General features: G+C 63.0%; 13 protein-coding genes. 12 read left to right on the forward strand and 1 reads right to left on the reverse strand.

Going from position 1 to position 13,793, the window contains the following annotated elements; genetic code table 11:
* The first annotated feature begins 22 nt into the window (after nt 1-22).
* From NKI29_RS06250 to trmB, 6 genes are all read left to right on the forward strand, one after another.
* The gene (locus NKI29_RS06250; protein WP_023676893.1) at nt 23-1,096 is read left to right on the forward strand and encodes a hemolysin family protein; all 1,074 of its coding nucleotides are present in this window, start codon (nt 23-25) and stop codon (nt 1,094-1,096) included.
* A gap of 17 nt (nt 1,097-1,113) precedes the next feature.
* A complete protein-coding gene (locus tag NKI29_RS06255; RefSeq protein WP_352570334.1) occupies nt 1,114-1,584 on the forward strand; it encodes a VOC family protein in 471 nt (156 codons plus the stop codon).
* Between the two features lie 93 nt (nt 1,585-1,677).
* A complete protein-coding gene (gene lnt, locus NKI29_RS06260; RefSeq protein ID WP_352570336.1) occupies nt 1,678-3,264 on the forward strand; it encodes an apolipoprotein N-acyltransferase in 1,587 nt (528 codons plus the stop codon).
* Between the two features lie 137 nt (nt 3,265-3,401).
* Complete coding sequence (locus tag NKI29_RS06265; protein ID WP_023676895.1) at nt 3,402-3,821, forward strand: helix-turn-helix domain-containing protein; 420 nt, start codon at nt 3,402-3,404, stop codon at nt 3,819-3,821.
* Nucleotides 3,822-4,150: 329 nt separating this feature from the next.
* Nucleotides 4,151-5,440: a methionine adenosyltransferase gene (gene metK, locus NKI29_RS06270; protein ID WP_023676896.1), complete on the forward strand. Its 1,290-nt coding sequence runs from the start codon at nt 4,151-4,153 to the stop codon at nt 5,438-5,440.
* 11 nt (nt 5,441-5,451) lie between these two features.
* Nucleotides 5,452-6,153 carry a tRNA (guanine(46)-N(7))-methyltransferase TrmB gene (gene trmB, locus NKI29_RS06275; protein WP_352614602.1) on the forward strand — a complete coding sequence of 234 codons (702 nt, stop codon included), beginning with the start codon at nt 5,452-5,454 and terminating at the stop codon, nt 6,151-6,153.
* Between the two features lie 60 nt (nt 6,154-6,213).
* Here trmB and NKI29_RS06280 read toward each other — a convergent pair whose 3' ends face one another.
* Entirely contained in the window at nt 6,214-6,378 is a 165-nt protein-coding gene (locus NKI29_RS06280) for a hypothetical protein (RefSeq protein ID WP_352448601.1), read from the reverse strand.
* A 281-nt stretch (nt 6,379-6,659) separates the two neighbouring features.
* Between NKI29_RS06280 and rimP the strand changes: the two genes are divergently transcribed.
* From rimP to truB, 6 genes are all read left to right on the forward strand, one after another.
* Entirely contained in the window at nt 6,660-7,292 is a 633-nt protein-coding gene (gene rimP, locus NKI29_RS06285) for a ribosome maturation factor RimP (protein WP_023676900.1), read from the forward strand.
* A gap of 47 nt (nt 7,293-7,339) precedes the next feature.
* Complete coding sequence (gene nusA / locus NKI29_RS06290) at nt 7,340-8,935, forward strand: transcription termination factor NusA (protein WP_023676901.1); 1,596 nt, start codon at nt 7,340-7,342, stop codon at nt 8,933-8,935.
* A 38-nt stretch (nt 8,936-8,973) separates the two neighbouring features.
* The gene (locus tag NKI29_RS06295) at nt 8,974-9,624 is read left to right on the forward strand and encodes an RNA-binding protein (protein WP_352455116.1); all 651 of its coding nucleotides are present in this window, start codon (nt 8,974-8,976) and stop codon (nt 9,622-9,624) included.
* Nucleotides 9,621-12,188: a translation initiation factor IF-2 gene (gene infB / locus NKI29_RS06300; protein ID WP_352570339.1), complete on the forward strand. Its 2,568-nt coding sequence runs from the start codon at nt 9,621-9,623 to the stop codon at nt 12,186-12,188. Before NKI29_RS06295 ends, infB begins: the two co-directional genes overlap by 4 nt.
* 123 nt (nt 12,189-12,311) lie before the next feature.
* Complete coding sequence (gene rbfA, locus NKI29_RS06305) at nt 12,312-12,737, forward strand: 30S ribosome-binding factor RbfA (protein WP_023676904.1); 426 nt, start codon at nt 12,312-12,314, stop codon at nt 12,735-12,737.
* A complete protein-coding gene (truB, locus tag NKI29_RS06310; RefSeq protein WP_352455118.1) occupies nt 12,737-13,690 on the forward strand; it encodes a tRNA pseudouridine(55) synthase TruB in 954 nt (317 codons plus the stop codon). The genes rbfA and truB overlap by 1 nt, the downstream gene beginning before the upstream one ends.
* The last annotated feature ends 103 nt before the right edge of the window (nt 13,691-13,793 follow it).

Consider the following 13,793-nt stretch of genomic DNA (forward strand, 5'->3'; position numbering starts at 1 on the left):
AAGACCAATTGACCGGACGATGATGAACGACAAACCAGAGACTGCCGCCCGCTCCGACGCCGGCAGTGTGATCAAGCCTTCCGAAACGACGGAAGAGGGCTCGAGTCCGAGTACCTCGACCGGCAGCTTCGCCAGCGAGGCATCGCCTGCCGGTCCTTCCCTGTTTGATCGCGTGCTCGGGCTTTTCAGGCACCGCAACGGCACCAGCCTGCGCGAGGAGATTGCCGGTGCGCTTGCCGAAACGGCGAGCGATGCAGAATCCTTCTCGCCTGGCGAACGCGCCATGCTCAACAACATCCTGCGCCTGCGCGAAGTGCGCGTCGAGGACGTCATGGTGCCGCGCGCCGACATCGAGGCGGTCGAGATCACCACGAAGCTGGGTGATCTTCTGGGGCTGTTCGAGCAGTCCGGCCATTCCCGCATGCCGGTCTATTCGGAGACGCTCGACGATCCGCGCGGCATGGTTCATATCCGCGACGTGCTGGCGCACATCACCAAGGTCGCCCGCGTCAGAAAGGGCAGGACGACAAGGAAAACTCCGGTCGCGACGGTTCTCGATCTCGCTCAGGTCGATCTGGCGCGCACCATCGGCGATCTCAACCTGATCCGACCGGTGCTGTTCGTGCCGCCGTCGATGCTCGCCTCCGACCTGATGGGGCGGATGCAGACGACGCGGACCCAGATGGCTTTGGTCATCGACGAATATGGCGGTACTGACGGTCTCGTCTCGCTCGAGGACATCGTCGAGATGGTGGTCGGCGACATCGAGGACGAGCATGACGAGGACGAGCCGATGATTACCCAGGCCGGCGAAGGCGTCTTCATCGTCGACGGCAAGGCCGAGATCGACGACGTCGCCAAGATGATCGGCGAGGATTTCGCCGCCGGCGAGCACGGCGAATATGTCGACACGATCGGCGGCATGATCTTCAACACGCTTGGCCGGGTGCCGGCGCGCGGCGAAGTGGTGCAGGCCATACCCGGCTTCGAGTTTCATGTGCTCGACGCCGACCCACGCCGCGTCAAGCGCGTGCGCATCGTCGAGACCCTGAAGGGCGAGCGCCGCCGCCGCGCCGTCCGCACCGAGCAGGCTTGAAGGACGCGGCTTGCCCGATGCCGGTTGAGGACCCGTTCAAGCACTCAACCTTGGGCTCGGGTGTCTTCTACCAGAATCCGCGGGCCGCATTGACATGGCTTGAAAAGGCTTTCGGCTTCGAGCCGAGCATGGTGGTCAGCGATGCCAATGGCAGGCTCGTCCATTCCGAGATGCGGTTCGGCGACGGCTATATCATCGTCGATTCCGAATGGGCCGACCATATAGCCAGCCCGGCTTCAATTGCAGGCAAGAACACGCAGTCGGTCTATGTACGTCTCAAGGACGGGATAGATGCCCACTGCGATCGTGCAAGGGCGGCGGGAGCCGAGATCGTCGAGGGGCCTGCCGACCAGCTCTACGGTGAACGGCAGTACAGGGCGCGCGATCCTGAAGGCCATATCTGGACCTTTTCCCAGACTGTCCGCTCCGTCCCACGCGAAGAGGCTGAGCGGCTGGGCGGACTGAAGATCGAAGGCTGGCATCGATAGCTATGAGCGGACTTGTTCGCTCTTATCCGGTTTGGAGCCAAGGCCGCGGCCTGATAAATCTTGCTTCCTGATTCGCACGACTCGGAAGCATAGATGGAGCGCCAGGCCGGCCGGATAATTCTGCTTTGGGGCTGGCGGCGCGCGCTGGTTGCGTTTTTTGCCGGCGCGCTGGCGGTTCTTGCCCAGGCGCCGTACGATTTCTTCGCCGTCTGTTTCGTTTCGTTTCCCCTGCTGGTGTGGCTACTCGACGGCGCGACCGGCGAAGCCTCGGACGGTTTTCTGCGGCGCTTGCTGCCGGCTTTCGCCATCGGCTGGTGGTTCGGTTTCGGCTACTTTCTTGCCGGTCTCTGGTGGGTCGGCTCGGCGCTTCTGGTCGAGGCCGACAGCTTCGCCTGGGCCTTGCCGTTCGCTGTGGTCGGCATCCCCCTCGCGCTGGCCCTCTTTTACGGTTTCGCTGCCGTGGTTGCCCGGCTGTTGTGGAGCAACGACATCGGGCGCATCGCCGCGCTCGCCTTCGGCTTTGCGCTGGCGGAATGGCTGCGCGGCTTCCTGTTCACCGGCTTTCCGTGGAATGCCGTCGGCTATGCGGCGATGCCGGTGCCTTTGCTGATGCAGAGCGTATCGGTGACCGGCATGGTCGGCATGGACGCGCTTGCGGTCTTCGTCTTTGCGCTGCCGGCGCTGCTTGCGGCCCGCCGGCATCTCCGCCTCGGCGCGGCATTGCTTGTCGTTCTCGTCGCCGCCCATGCCGGCTTCGGCTATATCCGGCTCGCCGCCCCCGAAAAGCCGGCCGCCCGCAGCCTTGACGTCCGTATCGTGCAGCCTGCCGTCGACCTTACGGAAAAATGGGATACCTCGGTGCGTGACCGTATCTTCGCCACCATGATGGGGCTTTCGGCCAAGGCGCCGGAACCCGGCCATGACAGGCCGCAATTGATCCTGTGGCCGGAGACGTCCGTGCCGTTTCTGTTCACCGAACGTCCGGATGCCCTGCCTGCGATCGGAGAGATGCTTGGCGATGGCCAGATGCTGGTCGCCGGCGTCGTTCGCGAGGAAGGCGGCTCGGCGGCCGGCAGCCGTTACTACAACTCTGTGGTGGCGATCGACGAAAGGGGCGAAATCGTCGATGCCGTCGACAAGGTCCACCTGGTACCCTTCGGCGAATACCTGCCTTTCGCCGATCTGCTCGGCCGCTTCGGGCTTGAGCAGCTTGTTGCCGGTCCAATGACCTTCGCGGCGGGCAATGAGCGGCATCCGATCGCGCTGCCCGGCGGTATCCGGGCGCTGCCGTTTATTTGCTATGAGGTCATCTTTCCCGATCTGGTCGCAGTTGACGCAACGTCAGCCGAGCTTATTGTGAACGTCACCAATGACGCCTGGTTCGGCGACACGCCGGGGCCGTACCAGCACTTCAGGCAGGCGCAGATCCGGGCGGTGGAGAATGGGGTGCCCCTGTTGCGCGCGGCTAATAACGGCATTTCGGCCGTTGTCGACCCGCGCGGTCGCATCGTCGACGCGCTGGCAATCGATGCACGCGGCGCGATCGATGTGCGTGTGCCGATCTCCAACCAAGCCGTCGTTTCCTCCGGCCAACGACGCATTAACGGAATGCTGATCATGTTTTTGCTTGCCGTTACGGCATGCATTTTGAACGTAAGGCAAAGGCTACGGGCGAATTGACAGCCGACACATTAGAAACTCATACTGTAAGCGCCTGAAAATTTTCGAAGTCGATAAGGTCGTTCTGTTGGGGCACGGGCCGCGGCGTCGTTTGGGCAGCAAAATAGAAAAAGCCGGAAAAATTCGGCGAGGAAAAAATGACAGAAGAAAACAAGAAAAAGCCGAATCCGATCGACATCCACGTCGGAAGCCGCATCCGGCTTCGCCGCAATATGCTGGGAATGAGCCAGGAAAAACTGGGTGAAAACCTCGGCATAACGTTCCAGCAGATCCAAAAGTACGAAAAGGGCACCAATCGCGTGGGCGCCAGCCGTTTGCAGGCAATCGCCTCCATACTCGGCGTCCCCGTCGCCTTCTTTTTCGAGGATGCGCCCGGTCAGGAGCCCGTGGGCAACCGTGGATTTGCCGAGGATGCTTCGATGACCTCCGCCGTCGAATTCTGCGGCAGCCCGGAAGGCCTCCAGCTGAATCGCGCCTTCGTCAAGATCGCCGACGTGAAAGTGCGCCGCAAGATCATCGAGCTGGTGAAGTCGCTTTCCACCGACGAAGTCGATTGACTGGCCCGTGAAGAGTTCAACAAGGAAGGGGTCGTCGTAGCTGGGCATGCAATTTCTCGCGGCTGCGCCATTGAGGGATGTTCATTCCGCAGATGCGCTGAAGCGCAGATCGATTTCGCTCGACACGCTTCCTCGAAGCCGTTTTCCTCAGTCTGTTGGTGCAAGGGCTGATCGCAGTGCGCCCTGCCGCCATCTCGGGATGCAAAGATAATAACGTCAAAATTCATGCCAGAACGGCTGCATGGCTTGACGAGCGACGCCCGGCACCGTTAACAACTGGCGCGCCAAAATCGGCGGCCTGCCGATATTTTTTTCAAGAGGGGACACCCGTGACGCGGCACAATTACTTCTTCACCTCGGAATCCGTTGCCGAGGGCCATCCCGACAAGGTCTGCGACCGCATCTCCGACGAGATTGTCGATCTCGTCTATCGCGAAGCCAGAAAGACCGGCATGGACCCATGGAAGGTCCGCGTTGCCTGCGAGACGCTTGCGACGACCAATCGCGTTGTCATCGCCGGCGAGGTGCGCGTCCCCGAGACGCTGCTCAAGAAGGACAAGGAGGGCAACGTCCTGAAGGATGCGGCCGGCCATCCGATTGTCAACCCGGCCAAGTTCAAGTCGGTCGCTCGCAAGGCGATCCGCGAAATCGGCTACGAGCAGGCCGGCTTCCACTGGAAGACAGCCAAGATCGAGGTCCTGCTGCACGGCCAGTCGCCGGATATCGGCCAAGGCGTCGACAACGCCTCCGACCGGCAAGGCGAGGAGGGAGCCGGCGACCAGGGCATCATGTTTGGCTATGCCTGCCGCGAAACCCCGGACCTGATGCCGGCGCCGATCTATTACAGCCACAAGATCCTCGAATTGCTGGCGGCTGCGCGCCATGAAGGCAGCGGTGATGCCGGCAGGCTCGGGCCGGATGCCAAGAGCCAGGTCACCGTCCGCTATGTCGACGGCAAAGCGGCGGAAGTGACGCAGATCGTGCTGTCGACCCAGCATCTCGATGAGACGTGGGATTCGAAGAAGGTGCGCAACGTCGTCGAGCCCTATATTCGCGAAGCACTGGGCGACCTGAAGATTGCCGACAATTGCAATTGGTACATCAATCCGACTGGCAAGTTCGTCATCGGCGGGCCTGATGGCGACGCCGGCCTGACCGGCCGCAAGATCATCGTCGACACTTATGGTGGGGCTGCGCCTCATGGCGGCGGCGCTTTTTCTGGCAAGGACACCACCAAGGTCGACCGCTCGGCGGCCTATGCGGCGCGTTATCTCGCCAAGAACGTGGTTGCCGCAAAGCTCGCCGATCGCTGCACCATCCAGCTTTCCTATGCGATCGGTGTCGCCCAGCCGCTGTCGATCTACGTCGACCTGCACGGCACCGGCAAGGTCGACGAGGCAAAACTCGAGCGTGCACTGCGCGCCGTGATGGACCTGTCGCCGTCCGGCATCCGCCGCCACCTCGATCTCAACAAGCCGATCTATGCCAAGACGTCGTCCTACGGCCATTTTGGCCGCAAGGCCGGCCGCGACGGATCCTTCTCCTGGGAGAAGACCGATCTCGCCAAGGCTCTCAAGGACGCTCTCGCCGAACCGGTCGCCGAAGCAGTCGCCGCCTAACCGCGGCGCCTATGGATCCGAAGGACCGGCCAAGCCGTGCGACCGAGGCCTTTTTCGGTCGCCGGCGAGGCAAGACCATTCGACCACAACAGGCCGCGGCGCTGGAGAGCGGCTTCGCCGCCTACAGGCTCGATCTGACGGTTGAACCGCCGGCCGACTTGCGCAGCCTTTTCGAAGCCGAAGTTTCGGCTGTCCAGCTCGAAATCGGTTTTGGCGGCGGCGAACATCTTCTGCACCGTGCTACGGCCAGCCAGGCGACCGGCTTTATCGGCGTCGAGCCTTTCGTCAACGGCATGGCCAAGATGATGATGGCGGTCCGGGAGCGGCCGCTTGCCAATCTGCGCGTCTATGACGACGACGCCACACGTCTGCTGGACTGGCTGCCGCAGGCTTCGCTTGACGGCATTGACCTTCTCTATCCGGATCCGTGGCCGAAGAAGAAGCACTGGAAGCGGCGCTTCGTCAGCCCGGTCAATCTCGACCGCTTCGCGCGCGTCCTGAAGCACGGCGGAAAGTTCCACTTTGCGTCCGATATCGATAGCTATGTGAACTGGACGCTCCTGCATTGTCGGGCGCACGACGCCTTCACGTGGCAGGCAAGCGAAGCAGCCGACTGGCACCGGCCCTATGATGGCTGGCCGGGGACGCGCTATGAGGCCAAGGCCATTCGCGAAGGCCGACGGCCCGCCTATCTCACCTTCGTGCGGAAATAAGCGGGAAAGTAGAGCTGAGCACAAGGCGAGCGGGCCGAAGGCTCTCGGCGCTCACTTGGCTCAGAAGCGACGGATCTTGTCGAAGGCTGCCGGCTCCATGCCGAGATTGCGCAGATCATGCGCACGCGGCTTGCGACCGCTTTCCACAGCCCGGGACGCGGCTACGGCGCTGCCGAACACGCTAAAGACATCGCCTATGGCTGAAAAAAATCCACGATTGTTCATGATGGTACCCTTTTGAGCGCAGTGAGCGCTCCAATTGTGCAATGCAACATAGATAGTCGTGCGTGGCCGGTGCTCAAAGGGGGATCAATGCACGGGCGCCATGCATTTGGCGCAGCGCTGCGGACTCGGAGCCTTGCCGTCATGCAGGACGGGCTTGAAACGAGGACCACGATCGTCTATATCAGCTTCAAATTCTTGGTCGCTGTGACGAAGAGTGGGTCCACCCGGTCCCGCTCTTTTTTATTACCTGCCGACCAACAGAAATCGAGTGACAGGACCGAATGACAGTGACGGCAAGCGAAGGCGACGACCGCATCATCCGCGAAAGCGGCATCGATGCGCGCATCGCGCTGATCGTTCAGCCGGTACTGCGCGCCATTGGTTTCCGCTTGGTACGTGTGCACCTGTCGGGCCAGAACGGGCTGACGCTGCAGATCATGGCCGAGCGCGAAGACGGCACCATGACGGTCGAGGATTGTGAAGAGGTCAGCCGGGCGGTGTCGCCGGCGCTCGATGTCGATGATCCGATCGAGAAGGCTTATCATCTCGAAGTGTCGTCGCCGGGCATCGACCGGCCGCTGGTCCGCAAATCGGACTTTGCAGCCTGGACCGGCCATCTGGTGAAGATGGAAACATCGGTTCTCGTCGCCGACCGTAAGCGCTTCAAGGGCAAGATCGCCGAAAGCGACGCGGACGGTGTGCTGATCGAGCGTGACAAGGCCGCTTACGGCGAGGAGCCGACGGTACGTGTTCCCTACGATGCGATTGCCGAAGCGCGGCTGATTCTGACCGACGACCTTATCCGCGATGCGCTCTCGAAGGACAATCGGGCGCGCAAGGAAGCCAGGAAACGCCGCGGCGAACCCGAAGACGCACCAGAGGGTGCGGAAGACGAAACCGAACAGGAAATGTGATTGGGCTGCCGGCCGTAAGGGTCGGCAACAAGCTCGGGAGAAAGAAGATGGTTGTAAGCGCCAACAGGCTTGAACTGCTGCAGATCGCCGATGCGGTCGCGCGTGAAAAGTCGATCGACAAGTCGATCGTCATCGCCGCCATGGCCGATGCGATCCAGAAGGCCGCGCGCTCGCGCTACGGCCAGGAAACCAATATCCGCGCCGACATCAATGCCAACACCGGCGAGATGAAGCTGCAGCGGCTGATGGAAGTGGTCGAGAAGGTCGATGACTACGCGACGCAGATTGCCATTTCCTCGGCGCGCGAGCGCAATCCGGACGCCCAGCTCGGCGATTTCATTGCCGAACAGCTACCGCCGATGGATTTTGGCCGCATCGCCGCCCAGTCCGCCAAGCAGGTCATCGTGCAGAAGGTGCGCGAGGCCGAGCGCGACCGGCAATATGATGAATACAAGGACCGTATCGGCGAGATCGTCAACGGTACCGTCAAGCGCGTCGAATACGGCAACGTCATCGTCGATCTCGGCCGCGGCGAAGCGATCATCCGCCGCGACGAGCTGATTCCGCGCGAAAACTACAAGTATGGCGATCGCGTCCGTGCCTATGTCTATGACGTACGCCGCGAACAGCGCGGCCCGCAGATATTCCTGTCGCGCACCCATCCGCAGTTCATGGCGAAGCTGTTCACCATGGAAGTGCCGGAAATCTACGACGGCATCATCGAGATCAAGTCGGTCGCCCGCGATCCGGGTTCGCGCGCCAAGATCGCTGTCATCTCGCGCGACAGCTCCATCGATCCGGTCGGTGCCTGCGTCGGTATGCGCGGCAGCCGCGTCCAGGCGGTCGTCGGTGAATTGCAGGGCGAGAAGATCGACATCATTCCGTGGTCGCCATCGGCGGCGTCCTTCATTGTCAATGCATTGCAGCCGGCGGAAGTCGCCAAGGTCGTGCTCGACGAGGATGCCGAGCGCATCGAGGTCGTCGTTCCCGACGATCAGCTGTCGCTGGCCATCGGCCGCCGCGGCCAGAACGTCCGTCTTGCCTCGCAGCTGACCGGCTGGGATATCGACATCCTGACCGAGCAGGAAGAGAGCGAACGCCGCCAGAAGGAATTCGTCGAACGGTCGTCGCTGTTCATGGAAGCCCTCGACGTCGACGAGATGGTCGGCCAGGTGCTCGCTTCTGAAGGCTTCACCAGCGTCGAGGAGGTCGCGTATGTCGACTCCGGCGAAATCGCGTCGATCGACGGCTTCGACGAGGACACGGCTTCGGAAATCCAGACTCGCGCCCGCGAATATCTGGAGAAGATCGAAGCCGAGCATGACGAGAAGCGCAAGGCGCTCGGCGTCAAGGACGAGCTGCGCGAGATTCCCGGCATCACCACCGCCATGATGGTGACGCTCGGCGAGGACGGCGTGAAGACGATTGAGGATTTCGCCGGCTACGCCGCCGACGACCTGACCGGTTGGAAGGAACGCAAGGACGGCGAGACGAAGGTATTCCCGGGTGTGCTCGCCAACCACGGCGTATCACGCGCCGATGCCGAGCAGATGGTCCTGGCCGCTCGCCTGAAGGCTGGCTGGATCACCGAAGACGAGCTTGCCGCCGAGGGCGTGCCGGCTGACGAAACCGTCGGTGCGTGAGGTGAAACCGCATCGCACCGAACCCGCCCTTGGACGAGATGAACGATCGCACCTGCATCGTCACCCGCAGGCAAGCCGAACCGGATGAACTGATCCGTTTCGTCGTCGGCCCGGATTCGGCCGTCGTTCCGGACATCAAGAGAAACCTGCCCGGCCGCGGTTGCTGGGTGACGGCCGACCGCCTACATATAGAAAAGGCAGCGGCCAAAAACCTGTTTGCCCGTGCTTTTAAGGCGCAGGTGAGCGTGCCGGCCGATCTTGGCGGCATGGTCGACGCGCTGCTTTCCAGGTCCGCTCTGGGCATGCTTGGCCTGGCCCGCAAGGCGGGCGCCATAGCGCTCGGAGCGACCAAGGTCGAGAGCGCCGTGCGCGGCGGACTTGCACTTTTCGTGCTCCACGCGACCGAGGCTTCCGACGATGGCGTCCGCAAGATAAGCCAGGCGCGACGGGCAACCGTCCACCTCGGCGGGCCTGCGATCCGCGCTTACAAACTTTTCTCCGAGGCCGAGTTGAGCTTGGCATTGGGGGGTACAAATGTGATACATGCTGCCGTTCTCGCGGGAGACGCGGGCAGGGCGGTCCAGAAGCGCATGGTTGCGCTCGACCGATATCGGGGCGGTTCCCCGGACGATCTGGCAATGCTTGCGGCCGTTGCTGACGAAGATGATGCCGCAGAGGATATGGAATGAGCGATACGAAATCGGGCGACGACAAGACGCTGAGTGTTACGCCGAAGAAGACCTTGACGCTGAAGCGCCCCGGTATGGAACAGGGCACGGTGCGCCAGAACTTCTCACACGGCCGCACCAAGTCGGTGGTCGTCGAGACCAAGAAGCGCAAGTTCTCGCTGCCCGGCGACAAGCCGGAGCCGGCGGCAGCGCCTGTGTCCGTCTTCACGCCGAAGCCGGTCGCGGCAGCGCCCGCCGTGCAGGAAGCTCCCAAGGCGCCTCCCCCTCCGCCGCCGGTCGAACGCGGCGGCATGGTGCTGAACGAGTTGTCGCGCCAGGAAATGGAAGCACGCCGCCGGGCTCTCGAGGGCTCGAAGGTCCGCGATGTCGAGGATCGCCAGCGCGCCATCGAGGAAGCCAAGCGCCGCAGCGAGGACGAAGAGCGCCGCCGCCGCGAGCGCGAGGAATCGGCTCGCCGTCAGGCCGAGGAAGAGGCACGGCTGCAAGCCGAGGCCGAATCCCGCCGCCGTGCCGAGGAAGAGGCGCGCCGCCGTGCGCCGCTCGCCGCCGAACTGGCAACAGTCGATGACGAGGAAGAGGTCAAACCGAAGCGGGCCGGTGCCGGCGCACCAGTGCGCCGTCTGGTCACGCCGGAAGTGGCGCGTCCGGCCAAACCGACCAAGGGCGAGGAAGACCGCCGCCGCGGCAAGCTGACGCTGAATTCGGCGCTTTCCGACGAGGATGCGCGCGCCCGCTCGCTCTCGTCGATGCGCCGCCGTCAGGAGAAATTCAAGCGCGCGTTGCATAACGAGCCACGCGAGAAAGTCATGCGTGAAGTGATCCTGCCCGAAACCATCACCATCCAGGAGCTGGCGCAGCGCATGTCCGAGCGCGCTGTCGACGTGGTCAAGTTCTTCATGAAGCAGGGCCAGATCCTGAAGCCTGGTGACGTCATCGACGCCGACACGGCCGAACTCGTCGCCACCGAATTTGGCCACACGGTCCGCCGCGTCGCCGAGTCCGATATCGAAGAGGGCTTGTTCAACATCGCCGATCGTCCCGAGGACCTGCAGCCGCGTCCGCCGGTGGTAACGATCATGGGTCATGTCGATCACGGCAAGACCTCGTTGCTCGATGCCATCCGCAATGCCAACGTCGTCTCCGGCGAGGCCGGCGGCATTACCCAGCATATCGGCGCCTATCAGGTCGAGAAGAACGGTCACAAGGTTACCTTCATCGACACGCCCGGCCACGCCGCCTTCACGGCGATGCGTGCCCGCGGTGCCCAGGCGACCGATATCGCCATCCTCGTGGTGGCAGCTGACGACAGCGTCATGCCGCAGACGATCGAATCGATCAATCACGCCAAGGCGGCCGGCGTTCCGATCATTGTGGCGATCAACAAGATCGACAAGCATGACGCCGACCCGCAGAAGGTGCGTTCGGAACTGCTGCGCCACGAGGTGTTCGTCGAATCCATGGGCGGTGAGGTGCTGGATGTCGAGGTGTCGGCGACCAAGGGCATCAATCTCGACAAGTTGCTCGAAGCGATCCTGCTGCAGGCCGAAATCCTCGACCTGAAGGCCAATCCGGACCGCACCGCCGAAGGCGTGGTCATCGAAGCCCAGCTCGACAAGGGCCGCGGCCCAGTCGCTACCGTGCTGGTGCAGACCGGCACGTTGATGCCGGGCGACATTCTCGTCGCCGGCAACGAATGGGGCCGGGTACGCGCGCTCGTCAATGATCGCGGCGAGCAGGTCAAGGAAGCGCCGCCGGCAATGCCGGTGGAGGTGCTCGGCCTGCAAGGCACGCCGCAGGCCGGCGACCGCTTCGCCGTGGTCAACAACGAGGCCCGCGCCCGCGAGATCACCGAATACCGCCAGCGTCTGGCACGCGAGAAGGCGGTTGCCAGGCATGCCGGCCAGCGCGGTTCGCTGGAGCAGATGATGTCGCAGTTGCAGACCAGCGGACTGAAAGAATTCCCGCTGGTTATCAAGGGCGACGTGCAGGGTTCGATCGAGGCGATCAACGCGGCGCTGGACAATCTCGGCACCGACGAGGTGCGTGCGCGCATCGTCCATGCGGGAGCCGGCGGTATCACCGAAAGCGACGTGTCGCTGGCGGAGACCTCGGGGGCCGCGATCATCGGCTTCAACGTTCGCGCCAATGTGCAGGCGCGTGCGGCAGCGGCCGCGGCAGGCATCGAGATCCGCTACTACTCCATCATCTACAATCTCGTGGATGACGTGAAGGCGGCGCTCTCCGGCCTGCTCTCGCCGGAGCGTCGCGAGACCTTCATCGGCAATGCCGAGATCCTCGAGATCTTCGACATCACCAAGGTCGGCAAGATCGCCGGCTGCCGTGTCACCGAAGGCAAGGTCGAGCGTGGTGCGGGCGTGCGCCTGATCCGCGACAACGTCGTCATCCACGAAGGCACGCTGAAGACCCTGAAGCGCTTCAAGGACGAGGTTTCGGAAGTTCCGGGCGGCCAGGAATGCGGCATGGCCTTCCAGAACTACGAGGACATGCGCGTCGGTGACGTCATCGAGTGCTTCCGCGTCGAGATGGTGACCAGGACGCTCTGAGCTCGAACGTTCGAGTTCGGGCATCCATCGAGACCGGGCGGTGGTCGAAAGACCGCCGCCCAAACCATATGAGACATGTGGTGCGGTCCTATCCCGCGCCCCACGATTTCAGGATAGAGAAAAATGCCCCGTTCAATCACATCAGGCCCATCCCAGCGCATGCTTCGCGTAGGCGAGCAGGTGCGCCATGCTCTGTCGGAAACCTTGCAGCGCGGCGAGATCCTCGATCCGCTGATCGAGAACACGGTGGTTTCGGTCTCGGAAGTGCGCATGTCGCCCGATCTCAAGATCGCCACCGCCTTCGTTTCGCCGCTCGGCGCCAAGGATGCCGGGGCGGTGATCGAGGCGCTCAACAAGCATGCGAAGTTCGTGCGCGGCCGCGTCTCCGGCGCGCTGCGCCAGATGAAGTACATGCCGGAATTCCGCTTCCGGCTCGACACCAGCTACGACAATTTCCAGAAGATAAACGAGTTGCTGCACTCGCCCGAAGTGGCGCGCGATCTCAGCGCCGACGACAAAGACAAAGACGACCGGAAGGACAGCGAATAGTGGCGCGTCGCGGCAAGAAGAAGGGCCGGCCGATCTCGGGCTGGCTGGTACTGGACAAGCCGGTCGGCATGGGCTCGACTGAAGCCGTCTCCAAGATCAAATGGCTGTTCCAGGCGGAAAAGGCCGGCCATGCCGGCACGCTCGACCCGCTGGCGTCCGGCATGCTGCCGATCGCGCTCGGCGAAGCGACCAAGACCGTGCCATACGTCCAGGACGGCGCCAAGGTCTACCGCTTCACGGTTGCCTGGGGCGAGGAGCGTTCGACCGACGACCTCGAAGGCCCGGCGACCAAAAGCTCGGACCGCCGTCCGGCGGAAGCCGACGTACGGGCGCTGCTTTCGAAATATACCGGCGTCATCATGCAGACGCCGCCGCAATTTTCGGCGATCAAGATCGCCGGCGAGCGCGCCTACGACCTTGCCCGCGATGGCGAGACGATCGACATTCCGGCACGCGAGGTCGAGATCGGCCGGCTCGATCTGGTCGAGCACATGGCCGATCGCACCATCTTCGAGGTCGAATGCGGCAAGGGCACCTATGTCCGCTCGCTGGCGCGCGACATGGGCCGCGACCTTGGCTGCTTTGGTCACATCGCCGAGCTGCGGCGGGTCGAGGTCGAGCCGTTCACGCAGGAAGATTTCGTTACCCTGGCCGAGCTGGAAGCCGCCCGCTTCGGCGAGCAGGGCGAGCCGCAAGAAGCAGACGCCCCGATCGACTTCGGTGCCATCGATGCACTTCTGGTCGACACCGCCGCCGCGCTCGAATGCCTGCCGCAGGTCGCGATCAGCGATGATGCGGCAACCAAAATCCGCCTCGGCAATCCGGTCATCATTCGCGGCCGTGACGCGCCGGTAGAAGCGGAGGAGGCCTGCGCCACCGCGCGCGGCAAGCTGGTCGCCATCGGCGCCATCGAGCAAGGCATGTTCAAGCCAAAGCGGGTCTTTATCGGGTAACAGCTGTCTCTCGGCGCATGATCTCCAACCGGATTCTATTTTGGGAAAGGATCATGCGCTAAATCAACAGGGCGACGGCGTCGTTTGCCGTCCGAAGGGATGC

Source organism: Mesorhizobium sp. M0678 (assembly GCF_040320505.1).
In the GTDB taxonomy this organism is placed as follows: Bacteria; Pseudomonadota; Alphaproteobacteria; order Rhizobiales; family Rhizobiaceae; genus Mesorhizobium.